Origin of the sequence: Streptomyces bambusae, from assembly GCF_019400985.1 — a bacterium.
GTDB classification, from domain to species: Bacteria; Actinomycetota; Actinomycetes; order Streptomycetales; family Streptomycetaceae; genus Streptomyces; species Streptomyces bambusae_A.
The window spans coordinates 21,758-43,299 of the sequence record NZ_WTFF01000019.1 but is presented as its reverse complement, the minus strand read 5'-3'; the positions used below and the strand labels follow the sequence as shown (position 1 = coordinate 43,299).

Genomic DNA, 21,542 nt, shown 5'->3' with positions numbered 1-21,542 from the left:
CAGCGGGTGCCGGCGGGCGTCAGCGGGTGCCGGCGGGCGTCAGCGGGTGCCGGCGGTGATGCGGAAGCGCAGTCGGCAGATCACCGCGTCGGTGTCCCGGCGTACGGCGTGGGCGACCACCGAGCCGCGCTGGTTCTGCAGGATCCGCTGCCAGAGGCGTTCCGGCTCGGTCTCCGGGATGAGGACGGTCACCTGGGTGCCCGGCTGCTGCTCCGTCAGCTTGCGGACGTAGCCCGACACGGGGCGGCCGAGCGAGCGGGTCGGCGAGGTGAGTTCGACGAGCTCGATGCCCGGGTTCCACAGCTCCCAGTCGCGGCGCAGCGCTTCGGCGGCCGCCCGGTCCTCGGGGGCGGGGTGGGTGACGGTGACGGCGAGGACGTCGTCGCCGAGGGAGCGGGCTGCGGTCAGCGCGCGGCAGGTCAGCAGCGACAGCCCGGAGACGGGGACGACGACCAGGGAGCGGGAGCGCTGCGGGGGCTGCGGGATGCGGCCGAGCTCCAGGCGTGCGCCGATCCGCCCGTAGGCGCGGTGCACCTTCTCGAAGGCGAGGACGAGCACCGGCAGGGCCACGACGACCAGCCAGGCCCCTTCGGTGAACTTGGTGGCCGTCACCACGACCGCGGACACGCCGGTGAGCAGGGCACCGAAGCCGCCCAGCGCGGCCTTCGCCCGCCAGCCGGCGGGGCGTTCCAGCGACCAGTGGCGGACCATGCCGACCTGGCAGACGGTGAAGCCGACGAACACGCCGATGGCGAACAGCGGCACCAGGGTGTTGGCGTCGCCGCCGGAGAACACCAGCAGGAGCGCGGACACCAGGGCCAGCCAGACCACACCGTGCCGGTGGACCTGCCGGTCGGCCTTGAGCGCGAAGACGTGCGGGAGGTAGTTGTCCCGGGCGAGCAGGCTCATCAGGACGGGCAGCCCGCCGAAGGAGGTGTTCGCGGCGAGCGCCAGCAGCACGACGGTGGCGAACTGGACGACGTAGAACGCCGCGTTGTGGCCGAACGAGGCGTCCGCGAGCTGGGCCAGTACGGTCACGCCCTCGACCGGCTGGAGGTGGAAGCGGCCGATGAGGACGGACAGGCCGATCAGCATCACGCCGAGCAGGGTGCCGAGGGCGACCTCGGTGCGCTGGGCCCGGCGGGCGGCCGGGGCGCGGAAGGACGGCACGGCGTTGGCGACGGCCTCCACACCGGTGAGGGCGGAGCAGCCGGCGGCGAAGGCCTTGAGCAGGACCAGCGCGCCGACGGTGGTGGCGCCGTCACCGAGGGCGGAGGCGTGCCCGGCAGCGGTCTCGGTGGACACCGGCCCGTCCCGGAACAGGCCGACAGTGATCATCGCGAGGATCGAGCCGACGAACACGGCCGTGGGTACGAGGAACGCCTTGGCCGAGTCCACGACCCCGCGCAGGTTCACGGCCGTGACGAGCGCGAGCACGCCGAGGCAGATCCACACCCGCTCCCCGTACAGCGAGGGGAACGCCGAGGTCAGGGCGGCCACGCCGGCAGTGACCGACACGGCGACGTTCAGGACGTAGTCCAGGATCAGCGAGGCCGCGGCGACCAGGCCGGCGCGCCTGCCGAGGTGCCGCCCGGCCACCGCGTAGGAGCCGCCGCCGTCCGGGAAGGCGGCGATGACCTGCCGGTACGAGGCCACCAGCACGGCCAGCAGCGCGGCGATCGCCAGGGTCACCGGCAGGGTGAAGCCGAGGCCGTACGCACCGGCCGCGGCGAGCACGAGCACGATCGACTCGGGGCCGTACGCCACCGAGGCCATGGCGTCCAGGGAGAGCGCGGCAAGCCCCTGGAGCGCGGTCAGCCTGTGCCGCTCCCCCGCCTCCACCGCCGCCCGCACGCCGGTATCAGGGGGCTCCTCCTGGCCCGGCCCCTGACCGGCAGCGGTCGGTTCTCCTGTGTGTATGGCCATGTCGCCGTTTCCTCCGAAGTGAGCGCGGTGAGTACAGCGTCGAAGCCGCTCACTCCGGCCGCCAGCCGCCTTGGCGCGATCCATACGCCGACCGCGCCACTCTTCACGCACTCGATACGCCGGACCGACCAGGAAGGGACGAAAGCCGCACTTCACGGCCGGTGCCGGCGGTCGGCGTCAACGCTGCGTCAAAGGTTCCGGCGGGCCCGTATGGACCCCGTCAAGGTCTCTTAACGCGGCCGGTGACTCGCGCTTTGCTCTGTCTCGGCCACTCCGGCCGATTCCGTCTCATCACTTCATCAGGAGCTCACGATGGCCGATCTGGCCTTCGTCCTCACCACGGTCGCGATCTTCGCGCTGGTGGGTCTCGTCGCCAAGGGGGTGACCAAGCTGTGACTGCCGAGAACATCGTCGGCCTGGTCGTGGCCGTCGCCCTGCTGGGATACCTCGTCCTCGCCCTCGTCAAGCCGGAGAGGTTCTGAGTCCGGAAATGAGTTCCCAGATCGCTGGTGTGCTCCAGCTGCTCGCGCTGATCGCCGCGCTCGCGCTGGCCTACCGTCCGCTCGGCGACCACATGGCCCGCGTCTACTCCTCCGAGAAGCACTACCGCCCGGAGAAGTGGATCTACAAGGCCATCGGCGCCGACCCGAACGCCGAGATGCGCTGGCCCGCCTACCTGCGCGGCGTCCTGGCCTTCTCGGCCGTGAGCGTCCTCTTCCTTTACGCCCTGCAGCGACTGCAGGGCAGTCTGCCCGGCTCGCTCGGCTTCGCCTCGATCGACCCAGACCAGGCGTTCAACACCGCCGCCTCCTTCGTGGCGAACACGAACTGGCAGTCGTACTACGGCGAGCAGGCCATGGGCCACGTCGTACAGACCGGCGGCCTGGCAGTGCAGAACTTCGTGTCGGCGGCCGTGGGCATGGCCGTCGCCGTCGCCCTCGTCCGGGGCTTCGCCCGCTCCCGCACCGGTGAGCTCGGCAACTTCTGGGCCGACCTGGTCCGCGGCGTCGTCCGGATCCTGCTGCCGATCTCCGTGATCGGCGCGGTCATCCTGGTGGCCTGCGGCGCCATCCAGAACTTCGCCGGCATCCACGAGGTCGGTCAGTTCTTGAATGAGCACGGCATGCGCGGCACGCAGCAGTGGAACGGCGGCGCGGTCGCCTCGCAGGAGGTCATCAAGGAGCTCGGCACGAACGGCGGCGGCTACTTCAACGCCAACTCGGCCCACCCCTTCGAGAACCCCACTCCCTTCACGAACCTCTTCGAGATCTTCCTGATCCTCGTCATCCCGTTCGCCCTGACCCGGACGTTCGGCAGGATGGTCGGCTCGGTCAAGCAGGGGTACGCGATCCTGGCGACGATGGCCGTCATCTGGGTCACCTTCGTCGCTCTGATGATGTGGACCGAGTTCACCGGCAGCGGCCCGGCCTTCGAGACCGCCGGCGGCGCGATGGAGGGCAAGGAGACCCGGTTCGGGATCGGCGCCTCCTCGATCTTCTCCGTGTCGACCACCCTGACCTCGACCGGCGCGGTCAACTCCTTCCACTCCTCCTTCACCGGCTTCGGCGGCGGCATCCAGCTGCTGGGCATGCAGCTGGGCGAGATCGCCCCCGGTGGTGTGGGCTCCGGCCTCTACGGCATGCTGATCATGGCGATCATCGCGGTGTTCATCGCCGGCCTGATGGTCGGCCGCACCCCGGAGTACCTGGGCAAGAAGATCAGCACCCGCGAGATCAAGCTCGCCGCCTGCTACATCCTGATCACCCCGGCCCTGGTGCTGTGCTTCACCGCCGCTGCGATGGCCCTGCCCACCCCGGTGAACTCGATGACGAACTCCGGCGCGCACGGCTTCTCCGAGATCCTGTACGCCTACACCTCCGGCGCCAACAACAACGGCTCCGCCTTCGCCGGCCTGAACGCCGACACGCAGTGGTTCAACTCGACGATCGGCATCGCCATGCTGCTCGGCCGGTTCCTGCCCATGGTGTTCGTCCTGGCGCTGGCCGGCTCGCTCGCCGAGCAGAAGCCGGTCCCGGAGACGGCGGGCACCCTGCGCACCGACAAGCCGCTCTACACCGGCCTGCTCGTCGGCACGATCATGATCATCACCGGTCTGACCTACTTCCCGGCGCTCGCGCTGGGTCCGCTCGCCGAAGGGCTGGCGTCATGACCTCCGACACCAAGAATCAAGAGGACGTCATGTCGACCGTGACTCCGACCCGCGCCCCGCACCAGGACGTTCCCACCGGCCACAAGCCGGATGCCGGCCGCGTCGGCGGGGGGCTGTTCGACCCCGAGCAGCTGCTGAAGTCCTTCCCGGACGCCGTGCGCAAGCTCGACCCCCGTGTGATGGTCAAGTCGCCGGTGATGTTCGTGGTCCTGATCGGCTCGGTGGTCACCACCGTGCTGGCGCTGAAGGACCCGACGGACTGGTTCGGCTGGGCGATCACCGCCTGGCTGTGGCTGACCACGATCTTCGCCAACCTCGCCGAGGCCGTGGCCGAGGGCCGCGGCAAGGCCCAGGCCGACACCCTGCGCAAGGCCAAGACCGACACCGTCGCCCGCAGGCTGACCAAGGACGGCAAGGGCGAGGAGTCCGTGCCCGGCACCGATCTGCGCATCGGTGACCTGGTGGTCTGCGAGGCCGGCGACATCATCCCGGGCGACGGCGACGTCGTCGAAGGTGTCGCCTCGGTCGACGAGTCCGCGATCACCGGCGAGTCCGCTCCCGTGATCCGCGAGTCCGGCGGCGACCGCTGCGCCGTGACCGGCGGCACGAAGGTCCTCTCCGACCGGATCGTCATCAAGATCACCACCAAGCCGGGCGAGACGTTCATCGACCGGATGATCAACCTGGTCGAAGGCGCCGCCCGGCAGAAGACGCCGAACGAGATCGCGCTCAACATCCTGCTCGCGTCCCTCACCATCGTCTTCCTGCTCGCCGTGGTCACGCTCCAGCCGTTCGCGATCTACGCGGGCGCCGAGCAGTCGATGATCGTGCTGACCGCGCTGCTGGTCTGCCTGATCCCCACCACCATCGGCGCGCTGCTCTCCGCGATCGGCATCGCCGGCATGGACCGGCTCGTCCAGCGCAACGTCCTGGCCATGTCCGGCCGCGCGGTCGAGGCCGCTGGTGACGTGTCGACCCTGCTGCTCGACAAGACCGGCACCATCACCCTCGGCAACCGCCAGGCCGCCGAGTTCGTGCCCGTCAAGGGCACCTCCGCCGGCGAGGTCGCGGACGCCGCCCAGCTGTCCTCCCTCGCGGACGAGACCCCCGAGGGCCGCTCGATCGTGGTCCTCGCCAAGGAGAAGTACGGGCTGCGCGAGCGCCACCAGGGCGAACTCGCCCACGCCGAGTGGATCGCCTTCACCGCCCAGACCCGCATGTCGGGCGTCGACGTCGACGGCCGCAAGGTCCGCAAGGGCGCCACCGGATCGGTCGTCGCCTGGGTGAACGAGCGCGGCGGCGACGTCGCGGACGACGCACAGGCGCTCACCGACTCGATCTCGCAGGCCGGCGGCACCCCGCTGCTGGTCGCCGTCGAGGACGACAAGGGCGCCCGTGTCCTGGGTGTCATCCACCTCAAGGACGTCGTCAAGGAAGGCATGCGCGAGCGGTTCGACGAGCTGCGCCGCATGGGCATCAAGACCGTCATGATCACCGGCGACAACCCGCTCACCGCGAAGGCCATCGCCGAGGAGGCGGGCGTCGACGACTTCCTCGCCGAGGCCACCCCCGAGGACAAGATGGCCCTCATCAAGCGGGAGCAGGCCGGCGGCAAGCTCGTCGCCATGACCGGCGACGGGACGAACGACGCGCCCGCGCTGGCCCAGGCGGACGTCGGCGTCGCGATGAACACCGGCACCTCGGCCGCCAAGGAGGCCGGGAACATGGTGGACCTGGACTCCAACCCCACCAAGCTCATCGAGATCGTCGAGATCGGCAAGCAGCTGCTGATCACCCGCGGCGCCCTGACCACGTTCTCCATCGCCAACGACGTCGCGAAGTACTTCGCGATCATCCCCGCGATGTTCGCCGTGGTTTACCCGGGCCTGGACAAGCTCAACATCATGGGCCTGGCCTCCCCCGAGTCGGCGATCCTGTCCGCCGTCATCTTCAACGCGCTGATCATCATCGCGCTCGTCCCGCTCGCCCTCAAGGGCGTGCAGTACAAGCCGACCAGCGCCGACAAGATGCTCCGCCGCAACCTCGGCCTCTACGGACTCGGCGGCCTGATCGCCCCGTTCATCGGCATCAAGATCATCGACCTGCTCATCTCCCTCATCCCCGGAATCGGCTGAGCCATGAACAACTCCGTAGCAAACACAGCGCGTCTGATCGGTGCGGGTCTGCGGGCCCTGCTCGTCCTGACGATCGTGTGCGGCGTGCTCTACCCGCTCACCGTCACCGGGATCGCCCAGGCCCTCTTCAACGACCAGGCCAACGGCTCCGAGATCAAGGACAAGAGCGGCAACGTCGTCGGCTCCTCCCTCATCGGGCAGACCTACAACCTGCCCAAGCAGAACCCCGACGACGCGGAGGAGGCGGCCGAGCCGGACCTCAAGTGGTTCCAGCCCCGCCCCTCCAACGGCCTGGGCGCCAACAGCGTCAACACCCAGTACTCGATCATCCTCTCCGGCGCCACCAACCGCTCCGGCGACAACGGTGCGATCGACGGCAAGTGCACCAAGGACGCCGACGAAGGCAACCTCTGCGCCCAGGTGATCGCCGCCAAGGACGCCGTCATCGCGGACAACTCCACCGCCGGCTACAAGGTCAAGCCCGAGGACGTGCCGGCCGACGCCGTCACCTCCTCCGGCTCCGGCCTCGACCCGAACATCTCCCCGGAGTACGCCGGCCTCCAGGTCCACCGGGTCGCCGAGAAGAACGGCCTGGACGTCAAGCAGGTCGAGAAGCTCGTCGCCGACCACACCCAGGGCCGCACGCTCGGCTTCATGGGCGAACCCCGCGTCAACGTCCTGGAGCTCAACATCGCGCTCAGGGCACTGACCGAGAACTGACGGTTCGCCTGCCGCGATCCGGGAGCCGGCGGGGTGCGCACCTCCCCCAGCTACCGCTGGGTGGGGGTGCCCCCGGCCGGAGGCCGGGAGGTCCCAGCACCCCGCCGGCCTGTCACCGATACCGATCCGCTCACGACGAAGGAAGGCTGCACACCGATGACCCGGGTGCTGGTGGTGGAGGACGATCCTCAGCTCGTCCGCGCACTCAAGATCAATCTCCAGGCGCGGAAGTTCGACGTCGAGGAGGCGCCCGACGGCGGCTCGGCCCTGCGGCTCGCCGCGGCCCGCAAGCCCGACGTCATCGTCCTCGACCTCGGGCTGCCCGACATGGACGGCATCGACGTCATCAGGGGGGTGCGCGACTGGAGCCGCATCCCGATCCTGGTCCTGTCCGCCCGGCACACCTCCGAGGAGAAGATCCGGGCACTGGACGCCGGTGCCGACGACTACGTCACCAAGCCCTTCAGCATGGACGAGCTCCTGGCCCGGCTCCGGGCGGCCACGCGGCGCCAGGCGGATCCGGAGCAGCGGACCGGCGAGGTCACGCTGGTCACGACGGACGGGTTCACCATCGACCTGCTCGCCAAGAAGGTCCGGCGGGGCGAGCGCACCGTACGGCTCACCCCGACCGAGTGGCACCTGCTGGAGATCCTCGTCACCCACCCGGGCCACCTGGTCTCCCAGACCCGGCTGCTGCTGGAGGTCTGGGGTCCCACCTACCGTGAGAACACCAACTACCTGCGCGTCTACATGGCCCAGCTCCGGCGCAAGCTCGAGGCGGACCCCGCCCACCCCCGGTACCTGATCACGGAACCGGGCATGGGCTACCGCTTCGAACCGTCGACCTGACCCGGCCCTGAAGGGCCGGGCTCGGAGGTAGCGCCCAACTGGCTGCCGGGTCGGCTCCTCCGTCCAGACACCCCTCGGGTGTCGTCGCAGAGGAACAATGTGCCGAGGCGGCCTCCCTTGCCGGAGCTGATGACGCCGCTGTCGAGGTCGGTCGTACCGCGGAGGTACGCCCCGCCGTAGCCCCGGCCGGCCAGGAACACGCCCCAGGTGAGCACGGCGGGTTCGGGCGGGCCGCCGCCCGGGGCGGGGAAGTCCTCCGCCACGGGCCGGACCCGGCGCTGCAGGATGAAGGGGCCACCCGCCGCCGCGCGGACGCTGTCGGCCCACTCCTCGGCGGACGCCTCCCAGCCCGCCAGCACGTCCAGGCCGCTGTGCGAGCTGCTCGCCTTGAGCACCAGGTCCTCGCGGTGTGCCAGCGCGTGGCGGAGGAGGTCCACCCGTTCCCCGGCCAGCTCGGCCTTCTCGTCCCGGACCAGCCGGGTCCACGGCAGCAGCGCGTCGATCACCTCCAGCTCGGCCTGGTCGAACAGGGACCGGTTGCGCTGGTCGCTGAGGAGGGCCAGGGCGGCCTTGGTGCCGTACACCTCGTTCTCCAGCGGGGTGAACAGGTGGACCAGCCCTCGGTCGGCGGCCTCGGTGAGCGGCGCGAGCAGGGCCGCGTCCTCGGCGGTGTCGACGTCGTTGATGACGAACCAGCGGTGTACGAGATCGACCCGGCGCCCGGCGACGTGGACGCCGTCCGAGCGGTATTCCAGCTGGCCGAGGTGGCAGGGCACGGCTTCGACGCCGTGTGCGGCGAGCAGACCGGCCATCCGGTGCAGATGCCGCTCCATCGCCGGGTAGCTGCCGGGCCATTCGAGCAGGGCGACGAACGGGTTCGCGGAAGGGCCCAGGCCGGGAAAGGACTCGCGCCACAGGTTCAGCAGCACCTCGATCCCGTCGGTGAACCCGAGGCGGTGCCGCTGTACGAACGAGGCCGTGTACGGCTCCTGGAGCAGGGCCTCGTTGAGCAGGGCGATGTCCCAACCGCCCAGCGGGCTGCCGCCGTTGAGTTCGAGCAGACGGAAGCCCTCCTTCTCCCGGTACAGGTCGGCGCGGGCGGACCGGGGGAGCTCGCGGGGCCTGCCGTCGGCCCGCAGGGTGGCGCTGATCTGCGCCGGTGACCAGCCGAGGGCGGTGGTGAACGCGCGCAGGTCGCCGTCGAACAGCCGGTCGGGCAGCGTGAGCAGCAGATCGTACAGTCGGCTGAGCCGGGCGCCCAGCTCACGGCTCTCGCCGCGGCCGAGGAAGACCGGCCGGGTCAGGAAGGCGCTCCCGTAGATGTCCCCGGCCAGGGCGGAGCCCTCGCAGGAGCGTTCCGGAGCGCATCCGGCCGGCAGCCCGCTCAGATACTCCCGGGTCAGCCGGGCGGCGGCGGTGGGGTCGGTCGATCCGGTGGGGGCGGTGGAGCCGGTGGAGTCGGCGGCGGTGGGGTCGGTGGGCATCAGTCGACCTCGATGGTGACGTCGGCGATCGCCTCCGCCGCGGCCCTGTTGACCTCGGCGGCGGTGTCGGCGTGCAGGATCACGTAGCCGACCCGTGCGTCGTTGTCCCCGGGTGCGCGCACCTGGCCGCCCGGCTGGACCGTGACCCGGCTCAGCGCCACCGCGTCCGAGTCACCGATCCCGCTGACCGAGCGGAGGACCCCGCCGTGCGGCGGGACCAGGAACCGGATGCCCGCCGCCGTATCGGCGGTGGGGGTGAGGTCCGGCTCCATACCGAGCGCGACCTGCACGTAGACCCTGGCCTCGTCGATCCCCCGGGCCTGCCGCATCAGGGCGACCACATGGTCCCCGGGCAGTCGGGCACCGAGCTCGATGATCCGCGTGGTGCCGTCCGGAAGCAGCTTGAGTTCGGTGTGGGCGACGCCGTTGGTGATGCCGAGGGCCCGCGCGGCTGCCACCGCGGCGTCCTGCAGGGTACGTACCGACGCGTCGTCGAGCTCTGCGGGGACGGTGTGTCCGAACTCGGCCCGCTTGGCGCCGCCGGTGGTGAACTTGTCGTACGGGAACAGGGGCGTCGCCCGTCCGCGGGCCACCACCGTCTCGATGCTGAACTCGACGCCGCCGACGTACTCCTGGACGACCACGTGGGCGTCCAGCGGAATGCCGTGCGGCATCTGGAAGAGGTGGGACTGGGCCAGTGCGAAGGCCGCCGCCAGCTCCTCGTCGCTGCGGACCACCGACACACCCCAGGAGCCGGACTGCTCGGAGGGCTTGACGACGAGGGGATAGGCCAGGCCGGCCGCCTCCACCAGGACGTACGCCTCCTCGACGGACCGCGCGGTGACGGTCCGGGGGGCCGGGATGCCGTGCTCGGCGAACGCACGCGCCATGATGCGCTTGTTGCGGCAGCTGAGCGCCCGCGAGGGATCGTTGCCGGGCAGCCCGAGGTCGGCGGTGAGCCGCGCGACCAGCGGAGTCAGGAACTCCCAGCAGGCGACCACGCCGTCGACTCCCTCGGCCCGGGCCAGCTCCGCGAGCTCCCTCAGTGCGCCTTCGCTGTCGGAGAAGTCGGTGAAGACCAGCTTCGCGTGGTCCCTGATCTTCGTCTGGAGCGCGGGGGAATACCACTCCTCGAAGACGTCCTCGTGGGTGACGACGATGACCTCCACGCCCAGCTCCCGGGCGGCGTCGAGTACGTATTCTCCGGTGTTCCCCATGGCTTCGAGCAGGAGCAGTGTGGGCATGGCGGTGTGGCCCTCCGAGAAGAGTCGGGTTGACGGTCTAGTCCGGTACGGAAAGGGAGAACAGGGGCGCGGCGTACTGGCGTGGGCGTTCGGCGACGATGCGGGCGCGCAGTGTCCGCGCCGCGGCTCCGGTGAGTCCGAGGCCCTCGGCCACGCAGCGGAAGGTGGCGTACCGGGCCCGGGGGGCGGCGGCCCGCAGTTTCTCCAGCCAGAGGTCGAGGTCGTGCAGGGCCTCGTCCACCGACCCCGTCGGGGAGCCCGTCTCCGGTGGCCGCAGCGATCGTTCGCGCTCGCGCTGGAGTTCGGAGAAGCCGCAGACCTCCCGGCTGACCTGCTCGGCGGCGTCGAGGGTGCCGACACCCCGGACGTACAGCGCGTGGGCCAGCCGGTTGCGTTCCAGCACCCGGTCGGTGGGGATGCGGTAGACACGGGCGCCGGCGTCGGTGAGGACCACCGGCCTGCCGGTGTCGCGTACGACGCAGCCGCCGCGCAGTCCGCGGGCGGCCGCGGCGAGGAGCGCGCTGGCCTCCGAGGGATGCCAGTCGAAGATGTGCTCGACCTTGCGGGTGTCGGATGCGGTGAGGGTGACGTAGTCGGTACCCGCGTCGGGCAGCAGGTCCTGCTCGGGGACCTCGCAGTCCAGCCCGGGGCCCGCGAGACGGAGATCGGCCGGCACACCGGCGGTGGCGCACGCGGCGATCACCAGGGCGTCCGGCAGGGGGCTGAGCAGGGTCGGCTCGTCGCCGCGGGCGAAGACGTCCCCTCCGACGTCCACCACCGTGACCGCGTCGACGGCGTACTTCTCGGCCGCCTGCGCGATCTGGTCGGCCAGGTGGAGGACACCCCCGTAGGGATTCAGCAGCCCGAGTGTGACGGGCAGTTCGGCGGCCAGTCGGGGCAGCGTGGAGCCAGCCGGCGCGATGGCGGACGACGTGGCGGTGATCTGTGAGACGCGCGGCGTGAGAGGTCGCAGACCGGCGAAGTCCTGCTCGGCGCGCGGACCGGGGATCGGGTCGACGACGAGGCGCTCCCACGAGTAGCTGAGCACCACCGCCGGCTCGTCACCGTGCAGCGCGTGGTGCACGAGGGTCGTGCCGATCACATCACCGCCCCCGCCCGCGGCGATGAGCAGCTGCGTCATGACGTTCTCCTGAGTCCTGAGTCGGTCGGCAAGGAGGAAATGCGGCAGCGGCGCCCGGTACGGTCACCGATATCCGTTCGGTGACCGCACCGGGCGAGGTTCCGGGCCCGGTGGGAGAATCAGCCGTTGGCGGTCTTCAGGCCCGAAATGCTGACGGGTTCGGCTCCCATGTGCTTCTGCGCACGCTTGTTGCTCTTGTGCAGACCGGCGTAATACTCGCGGTCCAGGTCGATGACGTTCTTGGAGAAGAACATCCAGGACAGGATGTCGCGGTACTTGAATCCTGATGGCGTCAACTGAATGCGGTTGGTGGGCAGTCGGCGGATGAGGCCGACTTCTTCCGCTGCTTCGAGCACGGGCTCGAAGAGGTGCGCCGTCTCCTGGTAGCCGAAGCGGTCGAGTTCGCCCAGATCCAGGTCGAAGGAGTCGAGGACGAGGCGCTTGCGGATGATCTCCTCGTCATTGAGGACAAATCCGGTGACCGGAGTCAGTTCGTGGTTCCGGGCCTTGGTGATGTAGTCCGCGACCTCCGTGAGACTCGGTTTCACGCTGCCGACCATGTAGTCGACCGAGCTGGTGTAACTGCGGGCTCCGGCTCCGAGTCCCAGCAGCGGGATGCCGTGGAAGGTCAGGACCTTCTGCTGGTATCCGCCGCGTCCGAGCTTCTTGTAGCGGACGTTCGACTCCTGGACGTACCCGGCCGCGGCGAAGGCGGCGTTCGCGTAGTCGTACCGCTCGTACAGGTCCGGGCTCATCATGTACTGGTACGCACCGGTCCTGGAGAACCAGGCGTCCGGCCTGACCGTCAGGAAGTAGGTGCTGACGGTCTCGGGGGCGAGGGCCGCCAGTTCGTCGACGGAGTGCCGCCAGCTCTCCGGGGTCTGCCCGGCGAAGCCCATGATCAAGTCGGTGCTGAGGTTGGGCAGTTGCTTCTCGCGGATGATCTCGACGGCCTGGCGGATGACCCGCTCGTTGGCCTGGCCGCGGCCGGCCTCCCGGATCTCGGCGGGGACTAAGGACTGGATGCCGATGTTCGCCCGGGTGAGGCCCAGGTCGATGAGGCCTCCCAGGGTGTCCGGCTCGTTGACGACGGAGTCCGGGGTGGCCTCGATGGCCACCTCCTCCACCGTGCTCCTCCAGTTGGGGTAGACCTCGTCCAGCGTGGCGAAGAGCTGCTCGAAGTGACGCAGGCTCAGCAGGCTCGGCGTGCCGCCACCGATGTAGACGGTGCGCAGGCGGCGGCTCTGGATGACCTCGGCGTGGTCGCGGATCTGGGTGCACAGCGCGTCCATGTACGCGTCGTACACGTCCATGTCCTCGGAGATGACCGTGTACAGGTTGCAGAACCCGCACTTGTAGCGACAGAACGGCACGTGCAGGTAGAGGTTGAGCTCCGGCACGGGATGTCGCTTCAGGTCCTGCGCCCAGATGTCCTGGATGTTCCAGGCTCCGTTCAGGGGGCGGTAGGCGGAACGCGACGGGTACGCGTAGTTGAAGGGTGGAATGACGCCCTGTTCGATGTGCCGAGCGAGCTCATGGCGAATGTCACTCAACGTGCCTCATCCTTATATCCGGAGGAACAGCTTCGAACGGCCTGTCAACGGGGAGTGGTGCCGCGGTCCGTGCGGCACGGAACAGAGAACGTGACTGAACCGCAGATCCATGCGGCGCAAGGGGAAGCGTGAAGGCAGGCGCGGCGGCGCATCGCTCCCGTATGCCTCTTTCACGATGGTCCGGCTGCTTGCCCGAATCCGGCAGGCTCAGCTGTCCCGTTGGCCAGTGCGTGGCGCAATGGCGGAGGCTTTTGCCAGTAGACAGGCGGCCGCGAGGAATGCGACAGGGACAGAACCGACGAGGGTCGGCGTTCCCTGCCGGGCACATTTCGTCGCTTCCTCCAGATCGGTCCGGACTGTGAGATCGCCGCTCTCCAGGCCTGTTCACGTCGCCCTGTCCGGTTAATGTCGCCGGGCCGAACAGGTCGCGAAACAGGCCGAGTTGGGGCAGGAACAAATCCAGAACTCTGTACGGACGAGGCGGATGAACCGGTCCGCCGGACCATGACGGACGTGTCGGCTGCACCCATGCCGCGCGCCGGCACCCACCGCAGGCCGTCGAGCGGCGCCCGCCGCCACCCGGCCGACGATCGAACTGGAGTACCCATGACCGCCTCGGAGATCAGGCGCATCGCCTACATACGCTCCATCCCGATCTCGCGGGCCGGCCCCTACATTCCGGAGCTGGCCAAGGCGGTGGCCGACGACGGCCGCGAAGCCCGCATCTTCTACACCGACGGCGACTGCGCAGCCGCGGACTTCCCCGGCGGCACCTGGGAAAAGCTGCCGGAGGACGCCACCCCGGACCAGATCGTCGACCGCATCCTGGCCTGGGGCGCCGACGGCGTCGTCTCCCTCTCCTTCCCGGACGAGGCCGCACTCCGCGACGCCGTGGTGAAGGCGAAACTGGCCGAGCACGGCATACCCGTGGTCACCAACGGGGTGGAACCGGCCCGCCTGCTCGGCGACAAGGGGGAGACCAGGAAGATCCTCGCCGACCACGGCCTGGACGTCCCCCAGGGCATGCTGATCGACGGCACACTGCTGAAGAACGCCGCCGCTGCCGTGCCGGCCTACGCGGACATCGTCCGCCTCAAGGCGGAGGAGTTCGGCTACCCGCTGCTGACCAAGGCGGTATGGGGCAGCTCGGGCAGCGGCATCCGCTTCATCCGCGACCGGGCGGACCTGGAGGAGTTCCTGGCCACCCCCGACGAGGGCAACCTCGTCATGGAGCAATGCATCACCGGTGAGCTGTGCACGGTCGAACTCGTCGGCGCCGACGGCGAGTACGCGGTGCAGCCGCTGTGCTTCACCGGACCGGCCGGCGGCAAGCCCACCTTCGCCTTCTGGGAGCTGCGGTCGTCCGCTCCCCGAACCGCGGACGACGCCGCCTTCGTGCCGGTGGCGCAGAAGCTGAAGAAGCTGTGCACCACTCTGGGCATCACCGGCGTCATCAACCTGGACATCATCCACAGCCGTGGCACCTACTACGTACTGGAGATCAACCCCCGGGTCTCCGGCGCCACCGCCCTCGGCGTCGCCGCCTCGGGCCGGAACACCTACCTGAGCATGACCGACATCCTGCTCGGCCGGTGGAAGGCCCCCGCCGAGCCGGTGCTCCCGCGGCAGCGCTGGTCGTTGGAGTTCCCGGTCGACAACGTGACCGACGTCTTCGTCAAGGAGGCCGAGCAGGCCCTGGACGTCGTCCAGATCACCCCCGCGCTCGTGGTCGACGGCCGCGAGTACGGCGGCCTGATGATCGCCACCTGTGAGTACGGGGCCGAGGACGCCTTCGTCCAGCAGATCACGGCCCTGGACGCCACCCATCACGTTCTCTCGGCGGACATGCTCGCGCAGCTCACGGATCTGCTCACCGGCCCGGCCGCGCAGGCCGTCCGCTGACCCCCGGAAAGCCGCACCTCGCGCTCCCGCCCGCACGAAAGGCCTCGTCGCTGCCATGCCTGAGCCGTACGTCCACCTGTCCGCCACCGAGATGCTCCAGGCCCTCGCCGCATTCGGCGAGACCGAGATCAAGCAGCTGCGCCAGTCCTGGGACGGGCTGCCGGTCGACCGCTACATGAGGGACGGTGCCCGCTACCGGCGGCGCCGGTACAGCGAGTTCCACCTGACCGACAGCGGCCTGGTCCGCGCACCGCACGGTGCCTTCCGCCAGTCGCTCGCCGTCAATCCCCTGCACGGCGGGGTGGCCCGGGAGTTCGAGCCCGTCGAGCAGGAGGTGGCCGACTCCCCGCTCCTGACCGCCCTCGTCCGGGCGCTGCTCGCCCGGCTCCCCGGCAGCTTCGACATCGCCACCGGCGGCATCGGCATCCACCAGATCCGCATCCTCGCCTCCCGCGACGCCGAAGGCCTGCCGGCGCCCGAAGGCATCCACGAGGACGGCCACCACTTCGTCGCCCAGGTGCTCATGCGCCGGGAGAACGTCGACGGCGGTGTCTCCCAGCTGTACGACCGGGAGAAGGCCCCGCTGTTCCGCACGCTGCTCACCGAGCCGTTCGAGACGGTCGTCATCGACGACCGGCGGGTGTTCCACGGCGTCTCGGCGGTGGAGGTGGCCGACGGTGCGCCGGTGGGAGTCCGGGACATGATGCTGGTGGACTTCTTCCCGCGCGCCGCCGGTCCGGACGCGGCGGGCGAGCCGGCGGGGGCAGGCGAGCCGGCGGCATCGGGCGAGCCGGCGGGATCGGGCGGGCCGGACCGGTCGGACCGCCCCGGGTCCCGATGACCGGGCGGGAGTTACTGGCGAAGTGGGGGCTTCCCGAGCTGTCGGGGAACGGCCGCTTCGTCACCGCCAACGTCATGGACAGCCTGGGCAACGGGCTCGTCCTGGCCTTCACCGTCCTCTACTTCTCCAGCACCACGTCCCTGTCGCTCGGCTCCGTCGGCGCCGCGCTCTCGCTCGGTCAGCTCATCGCCATGCCCGTGCCGGTCGTGGCCGGCCTGCTGATCGACCGGTTCGGCGCCCGCACGGTGGTCGTCGCCGCCAACCTCGTCTCGGCCGCCGGGTTCTGCGCCTTCCTGCTCGCGGACACGGTGTGGAAGATCGTCGCGGTCCAGTTCGTCGTGCAAGCGGGTTCCGCCGTCTACTGGACGTCCAGCCGCGGCCTGGTCCTCCTCGCGGCCCGCCGGCAGGACCAGGCACGCTGGTTCGGCTTCATCGGCGCCCTGCGGAACATCGGCGGGGGCTTCGGAGCCGCGGCGGCCTCCCTCGCGATCGCGCTGGACAGCGGCGGCACCGGCATCCGGGTTCTGGTCCTGGTCAACGCGCTGACGTTCGTGGTCGCCGCGTTCCTGATCGCCGGCTGGCGGCCCGGGGCCGCCGAGGACGCACCCCGCCGCGCCCGCCCGGCTGCCGGCGGCGGGGGGTACGCCGCGGTGCTGCGCGACCTGCGCTATCTGCGGCTGGTCCTGGCCAACCTGGCCTTCGTACTGGCCGCGGCCGTCCTGCCGGTCCTGCTCGCCGTGTACATCACCGAGGTACTGCACGCCGCCGCCTGGCTGGCGGGTGCGTGCCTGGTCGGCAACATGGTCGTGGTCGCCCTGGTCCAGACCCTGGTCGCCCGTACGACCGAACGCCGCCGCCCGAGCCGGGTCCTGGCGCTGGCCGCCGTGGCCAACGCCGCCGCCTTCGCCGTCTTCGGGCTGCTGCCGGCGGTCCCCGGATGGCTGGTGGCCGCCGGACTGCTGCCGGCGATGGCGCTGTTCACGCTGGCCGAGATGCTCAGCATGCCGCCGAGCAACGAGCTCAGTGCGTCCTTGGCGCCGGAGCACATCCGCGGCCGCTTTCTCGGTGTCTTCCAACTCTCGTGGACCGTCGGGAACACCATCGCCCCGGCCCTGCTCACCATGCTCCTGAGCCACGGGCCGGTCTGGCCCTGGGTGGTCCTGGGGGCGTTGAACCTGCTGGCGGTGCCGCTCGTGCTGAGCCTGGGCGACCGCGCCCCCGAGGACGGCAGCCGCCAGGAACCCGCGCCCCCCGCACAGCCCGCCCAGGAAAGGCTGACGTCGTGACCACCGCTCCCGACCGGCCGCGCGACGTCGCGGGGCTTCGCGCGGTCGCCCGGATCGCGGGTGCCGCGCTGCCCGCGATCTCGTTCGCGGCGCGGCTGCCCGCCGCGATCTGTCCCATCGGCACCCTCATGATGCTGACGGAGCTGGGCAGCATCGGCGCGGCGGGAATCGCCGCCGGGATGCTGTGGACGGGGCAGGCCGTGGGCGGCCCGTTCCTCGGGCGCCACGCGGACCGCCGAGGGCACCGGCCCGTGATCCTCGCGGCCTCCCTCGCGAACGCCGCGGCCATCGCCGCCCTCGTCACGTCGGCGATCACGGCGATGCCGCTCGTCGTGCAGGCCGCGCTCGCGGCCGTCGTCGGCCTCACGGTGCCGCAGATCGGTCCGCTCTCGCGCACCCGCTGGGTGGTGCTGACAGAGTCCAGGAGGGAGGAAAATCCGGCGGCATCACCGGAGTTGACCCGTCGGGCCCTTTCCTTCGACACGGCCGTCGACGAGGTCAGCTTCATGGCCGGACCCGCACTCGCGGGCCTGGCGGTGGCCGTGGTCCACCCCGCGGCCGGGCTCGTGCTGGCGGGACTGGTCATCGCGGTGTTCGGCACCCTCTTCGCGCTCCATCCCACCGCGCCGGGCGGCACGCCGGACCGGGCCTCCTCCCGGGTGCGGCTGCTGCATCCCGCACTCATGGCGCTCTTCGCCATGGCCCTGCTGCAGGGCATGATCTGGGGAAGCGCGAACGCCGGTACGAGCGCGCTCGCCGAGCACCTCGGCGACACCGGCATGGCCGGCTTCGTCTGGGGCGCCATGGCCGTGACCAGTTCGGCCGCCGGTCTGGTCGTCACGATGCGGCCGAGCACCCTGGACCCGACGCTCCAGCTCCGTATCGCCATCACCGCGCAGGCGGTGCTGCTGCTTCCCCTCCTCGTCGTCGACGGCTTCCTCGGCGCGGCCGCCGCCGTCGCCGGCATCGGAATCGCCGTGGCCCCGCACCTCATCGCCGTGTTCATCCTCGCCGAACAGGTCGCCCCGATGGAACGCATGGGGGAGGCGATGGCTCTCCTCGGCAGCGGCCTGATCGTCGGCCAAGGCGTGGCCGCGCTGGCCGCGGGGCAGTGGGCCCAGCACTCCGGACACCACAGTGCGTTCGTGCTGACCTGTGCCTGCGGGGCCGCGGCGGTCTGCGCCGCATGGGCGTTCGTGCGCCCCAGGACCGTCGACCCGTACCGCGCCGCGCACGTACCGGCAGCGGACCTCCCCGAAGCCGCTACCGCCGGCTGACCGCAAGGAACGGACCTCTGCCGTGATCCTCACCCTCGTACCCGACATCATGGACGTTCCCGCCGACCGGTGGGACGCCCTGTCCGCGCAGGCGGGCTTCTACCTCTCCCACCGGTGGCTGTCGGCCCAGCAGCACGACCCCACCGCCCGGGTCCGCTACGCCCTGGTCCACGACGAGGGCCGGCTGATCGCGGCCGCACCGCTGTACGTGGTGGACACCGAGCCCAACGACCTCTACCGCGTGCACGAGATCGTCCCCGGCCGCGCACCGGGCCGGACCGTGCTCGCCGGCGCCCGCCGTGGCTACCTGAACGCTCCGCTCCTCCACCCCCGTCTCACCCCGGACCGGCGGCGCGAGGCACTGGGCCGGCTCGTGGCGGCCTCCCGGTCCCTGGCCGCCGCCGAGCAGGCGCAGCCGTGGTGGCTCTACGTCACCGATGCGGCGGCCGCCGAACTGGCCGACGTCTGCAACGCCGTGCCCGTCCAGCTGAACCAGGACGCCCGTATTCCGCTGCCCGGCAGCACCTTCGACGACTATCTCGCCGGCCTGCCGTCCAAGCGGCGCGTCACCATCCGCCGCGAACGCCGGGCGTTCGCCGAAGCCGGATACGAGCTGCGCACCCTGCGGCTCTCCGAGTGCGCCGACGCCGCCGGCGCACTGGCGGCTCAGCTCCAGGGGCGCCACGGTCACCCGGCCGACCCCGGCTTCATGGCGGCGCTGCTGCGCGAGCAGGCCGAGGGCATGGCGGACACGGGAATCGTCCACGCCGCGTACGCCGAAAATCGTATGATCGCCTTCAGCCTCTTCTACCTGCACGCAGACACCGTCTGGATCCGCTCCACCGGATACGAGTACGCACAACTGCGCGGTGCACACGAGTACTTCAACCTCGTCTACTACCTCCCGATCGAGTACGCCTACGCCCACGGCGCGACCGCCCTCCACCTCGGCATGGAGTCCCTGCGCGCCAAAACGTTTCGTGGAGCGGTTACTTCGGCGCTGTGGGCGGTGGACGGGAGCTGACCCGGAAACCGGTCCCCCGGGCCTTGACCCGGTCCCGGTCCGGCGGCACCTTCACCGACCGGTGGACAGAGCCCCAAAGTTTGCACACGGATTTCACACATCTCCGCTTCGAGCCGATCCCGATGGTCTAGATTGACCGTGCTTCAGCTGTTCGGACACAAGGCGACCAAGAATGATCAATAGGTCCAGTGCTACGGAACGCCAGCAGTCGCGTCCCGGGCGCCGGACGTGGGGATGATCAATTCTTCGTGCCTGAAAGAGGGCCTTGGGTGTGGGGACACCCAAGGCTTCGGCGAGTGGTTCACGTAGGTCTGGAACAGCCAGGAACTCGTGTGCGGGGGGGATCCCGCCGGGAGGAACAGCGCGGCGCCGGAGGCGGGGGCCTCCCGGCGAGCAGCAGTGTGCGGCGAACACGTCCAACCACTGGGGACCTTGGGGGGTTCTGTGCGGCAGGGGGGATTGGTCAGCCCGCTTCCGCCGACGCGCGAGCGTCCGGCGGACGGGGCAGTCGGACAGCAGGCGATCGACTGGGAGCAGCGCTACCGCGGTACCGTGATCACCAGCGACACCGTGGCCACCGCCTTCGTGGTGGCGGCGATCGGCAACTTCTTCGGGGCCCGGGACGCGGCCAACTGGCACGAGAAATGGGGAATTCTCGCATTCGGCACCTGGCTGCTGGTGCTGGGTGCGCTGGCCGTGAGCCGGTCGTGGACTGCGGCCGTGCTCGGCCAGGGCGCCGAGGAATTCCGCCGGCTCGGACGCTCACTGTTCATGGCGACCGTCGTCCTGGCGCTCGGCGGGATCGCCCTCACCTCGCGCAACATCAAACTCTGGATCTTCGTCGCGATCCCCGCGATCGCGATCGTCACCATGACCATGCGCTATCTGCTGCGCCTCCGGCTGCACAGACAGCGTAAGGAAGGCCGGTGCCTGAGACCGGTGCTCGCCGCCGGGAGCCCGGCCACCGTACGCGACCTGATCGCCCGGACCCGCAAGTTCCCGCACCTCGGCTGGCGGGTGGACGCGGTGTGCACGCCGGACGGTCCCGGGCGGGGCGGTGACCGGATCGACGGAGTGCCGGTCGTCGGCCGGCTGGCGGACGTCGCGGGCCACGTCCGCCGCGACGGCTACCGGGTCGTCGCGGTCACACCGGACCCGCACTGGTCACCGGACCGGCTGCAGCGGCTGGCCTGGAACCTCGAAGGCAGCGACGCCGAGATGGTCGTGGCCCCCGTGCTGATGGAGGTGGCCGGCCCGCGGCTGCACGTCGACGCGGTGCTCGGGATACCGCTGCTGCGGGTCAGCATGCCGGCCTTCACCGGAGGCCGCCGGGCGGTCAAGGAGGTCGCCGACCGGATGGGCGCGGCGGTCCTGCTGGTGCTGTTCGCGCCGCTGATGGTGTTCGTCGCACTGCTCGTGCTGGCGGACAGCCGGGGCGGGGCGTTCTACCGCCAGCGCAGGGTCGGCAAGGACGGCCGCGAGTTCACCATCGTCAAGTTCCGCACCATGGTCGCCGGGGCCGACCGGGCACGGGCCGGACTCGCCGACCGCAACGAGGGCGCCGGCCTGCTGTTCAAGCTCCGCCGGGATCCGCGGGTGACCCGGGTGGGAGCGGTGCTGCGCCGGTACTCGATCGACGAGCTCCCGCAGCTCTTCAACGTACTCACGGGATCGATGTCGCTCGTCGGTCCGCGGCCTCCGCTGCCGGAGGAGTCCGCCGCGTACGGCCCGGACATCCGGCGGCGGCTGCTGGTCAAGCCCGGACTGACCGGCCTGTGGCAGATCAGCGGACGCAGCGACCTGCCGTGGGAGGAGGCGGTCCGGCTGGACCTGCGGTACGTGGAGGACTGGTCGCTGGCCCTGGACACAGTGATCTTGTGGAAGACGCTGCGTGCGGTGGTGCACGGGCAGGGGGCCTACTGATGCGCGGGGGGCTGCGATGCGACGGTCCCGCCGGCGCGCGGACCGCAGGCCGGTGGGGCCTGCCTGG

Annotated in this window: 16 protein-coding genes; 11 read left to right on the top strand and 5 right to left on the bottom strand. The window is 70.5% G+C overall.

Annotated features, from left to right (window positions below):
• Positions 1-39: 39 nt before the first annotated feature.
• Positions 40-1,926, bottom strand: a complete 1,887-nt coding sequence (locus GPJ59_RS05525; RefSeq protein ID WP_219665238.1) for an APC family permease — start codon at positions 1,924-1,926, stop codon at positions 40-42.
• A 392-nt stretch (positions 1,927-2,318) separates the two neighbouring features.
• On the opposite strand from GPJ59_RS05525, the gene kdpF reads away from it, so the two are divergent.
• From kdpF to GPJ59_RS05500, 5 genes are all read left to right on the top strand, one after another.
• A complete protein-coding gene (gene kdpF, locus GPJ59_RS05520) occupies positions 2,319-2,408 on the top strand; it encodes a K(+)-transporting ATPase subunit F (protein ID WP_018845955.1) in 90 nt (29 codons plus the stop codon).
• Positions 2,409-2,416: 8 nt separating this feature from the next.
• Positions 2,417-4,096, top strand: coding sequence for a potassium-transporting ATPase subunit KdpA (gene kdpA / locus GPJ59_RS05515; RefSeq protein ID WP_219665237.1), 1,680 nt, complete (start codon positions 2,417-2,419; stop codon positions 4,094-4,096).
• Entirely contained in the window at positions 4,093-6,231 is a 2,139-nt protein-coding gene (gene kdpB / locus GPJ59_RS05510) for a potassium-transporting ATPase subunit KdpB (protein ID WP_219665236.1), read from the top strand. Before kdpA ends, kdpB begins: the two co-directional genes overlap by 4 nt.
• Positions 6,232-6,234: 3 nt before the next feature.
• A complete protein-coding gene (locus GPJ59_RS05505) occupies positions 6,235-6,951 on the top strand; it encodes a potassium-transporting ATPase subunit C (protein ID WP_219665235.1) in 717 nt (238 codons plus the stop codon).
• Positions 6,952-7,107: 156 nt separating this feature from the next.
• The gene (locus GPJ59_RS05500; protein ID WP_219665234.1) at positions 7,108-7,800 is read left to right on the top strand and encodes a response regulator; all 693 of its coding nucleotides are present in this window, start codon (positions 7,108-7,110) and stop codon (positions 7,798-7,800) included.
• Here GPJ59_RS05500 and GPJ59_RS05495 read toward each other — a convergent pair.
• The 4 genes from GPJ59_RS05495 to GPJ59_RS05480 form a co-directional block, all read right to left on the bottom strand.
• Positions 7,776-9,284 (bottom strand): hypothetical protein, encoded by a 1,509-nt coding sequence (locus tag GPJ59_RS05495; protein ID WP_258023917.1) that lies wholly within the window; start codon positions 9,282-9,284, stop codon positions 7,776-7,778. The two genes, GPJ59_RS05500 and GPJ59_RS05495, sit on opposite strands and share 25 nt — an antisense overlap.
• Positions 9,284-10,528, bottom strand: coding sequence for an ATP-grasp domain-containing protein (locus tag GPJ59_RS05490; RefSeq protein WP_219665233.1), 1,245 nt, complete (start codon positions 10,526-10,528; stop codon positions 9,284-9,286). Before GPJ59_RS05490 ends, GPJ59_RS05495 begins: the two co-directional genes overlap by 1 nt.
• A gap of 37 nt (positions 10,529-10,565) precedes the next feature.
• Complete coding sequence (locus tag GPJ59_RS05485) at positions 10,566-11,669, bottom strand: DUF1152 domain-containing protein (protein WP_219665232.1); 1,104 nt, start codon at positions 11,667-11,669, stop codon at positions 10,566-10,568.
• A gap of 119 nt (positions 11,670-11,788) precedes the next feature.
• A complete protein-coding gene (locus GPJ59_RS05480; protein ID WP_219665231.1) occupies positions 11,789-13,222 on the bottom strand; it encodes a coproporphyrinogen-III oxidase family protein in 1,434 nt (477 codons plus the stop codon).
• 513 nt (positions 13,223-13,735) lie between these two features.
• On the opposite strand from GPJ59_RS05480, the gene GPJ59_RS05475 reads away from it, so the two are divergent.
• The 6 genes from GPJ59_RS05475 to GPJ59_RS05450 all read left to right on the top strand — a co-directional run bounded on the left by GPJ59_RS05475 (position 13,736) and on the right by GPJ59_RS05450 (position 21,475).
• Positions 13,736-15,124, top strand: coding sequence for an ATP-grasp domain-containing protein (locus GPJ59_RS05475; protein ID WP_308120148.1), 1,389 nt, complete (start codon positions 13,736-13,738; stop codon positions 15,122-15,124).
• 55 nt (positions 15,125-15,179) lie between these two features.
• Positions 15,180-15,965: a 2OG-Fe dioxygenase family protein gene (locus GPJ59_RS05470; protein ID WP_219665230.1), complete on the top strand. Its 786-nt coding sequence runs from the start codon at positions 15,180-15,182 to the stop codon at positions 15,963-15,965.
• On the top strand, positions 15,962-17,251 hold the full coding sequence (locus tag GPJ59_RS05465; RefSeq protein WP_219665229.1) for an MFS transporter: 1,290 nt from the start codon (positions 15,962-15,964) through the stop codon (positions 17,249-17,251). The genes GPJ59_RS05470 and GPJ59_RS05465 overlap by 4 nt, the downstream gene beginning before the upstream one ends.
• A complete protein-coding gene (locus tag GPJ59_RS05460; protein WP_219665228.1) occupies positions 17,248-18,528 on the top strand; it encodes an MFS transporter in 1,281 nt (426 codons plus the stop codon). Before GPJ59_RS05465 ends, GPJ59_RS05460 begins: the two co-directional genes overlap by 4 nt.
• A gap of 22 nt (positions 18,529-18,550) precedes the next feature.
• A complete protein-coding gene (locus GPJ59_RS05455) occupies positions 18,551-19,552 on the top strand; it encodes a GNAT family N-acetyltransferase (protein ID WP_219665227.1) in 1,002 nt (333 codons plus the stop codon).
• A 444-nt stretch (positions 19,553-19,996) separates the two neighbouring features.
• Positions 19,997-21,475, top strand: coding sequence for a sugar transferase (locus GPJ59_RS05450; protein ID WP_219665226.1), 1,479 nt, complete (start codon positions 19,997-19,999; stop codon positions 21,473-21,475).
• Positions 21,476-21,542 lie beyond the last annotated feature (67 nt).

What these genes read in the sequence shown, in the direction of transcription:
- GPJ59_RS05525 (WP_219665238.1), bottom strand. Translation starts at nt 1,926, where the DNA reads ATGGCCATACACACAGGAGAACCGACCGCTGCCGGTCAGGGGCCGGGC.
- kdpA (WP_219665237.1), top strand. Translation starts at nt 2,417, where the DNA reads ATGAGTTCCCAGATCGCTGGTGTGCTCCAGCTGCTCGCGCTGATCGCC.
- kdpB (WP_219665236.1), top strand. Translation starts at nt 4,093, where the DNA reads ATGACCTCCGACACCAAGAATCAAGAGGACGTCATGTCGACCGTGACT.
- GPJ59_RS05505 (WP_219665235.1), top strand. Translation starts at nt 6,235, where the DNA reads ATGAACAACTCCGTAGCAAACACAGCGCGTCTGATCGGTGCGGGTCTG.
- GPJ59_RS05500 (WP_219665234.1), top strand. Translation starts at nt 7,108, where the DNA reads ATGACCCGGGTGCTGGTGGTGGAGGACGATCCTCAGCTCGTCCGCGCA.
- GPJ59_RS05495 (WP_258023917.1), bottom strand. Translation starts at nt 9,284, where the DNA reads ATGCCCACCGACCCCACCGCCGCCGACTCCACCGGCTCCACCGCCCCC.
- GPJ59_RS05490 (WP_219665233.1), bottom strand. Translation starts at nt 10,528, where the DNA reads ATGCCCACACTGCTCCTGCTCGAAGCCATGGGGAACACCGGAGAATAC.
- GPJ59_RS05485 (WP_219665232.1), bottom strand. Translation starts at nt 11,669, where the DNA reads ATGACGCAGCTGCTCATCGCCGCGGGCGGGGGCGGTGATGTGATCGGC.
- GPJ59_RS05470 (WP_219665230.1), top strand. Translation starts at nt 15,180, where the DNA reads ATGCCTGAGCCGTACGTCCACCTGTCCGCCACCGAGATGCTCCAGGCC.
- GPJ59_RS05465 (WP_219665229.1), top strand. Translation starts at nt 15,962, where the DNA reads ATGACCGGGCGGGAGTTACTGGCGAAGTGGGGGCTTCCCGAGCTGTCG.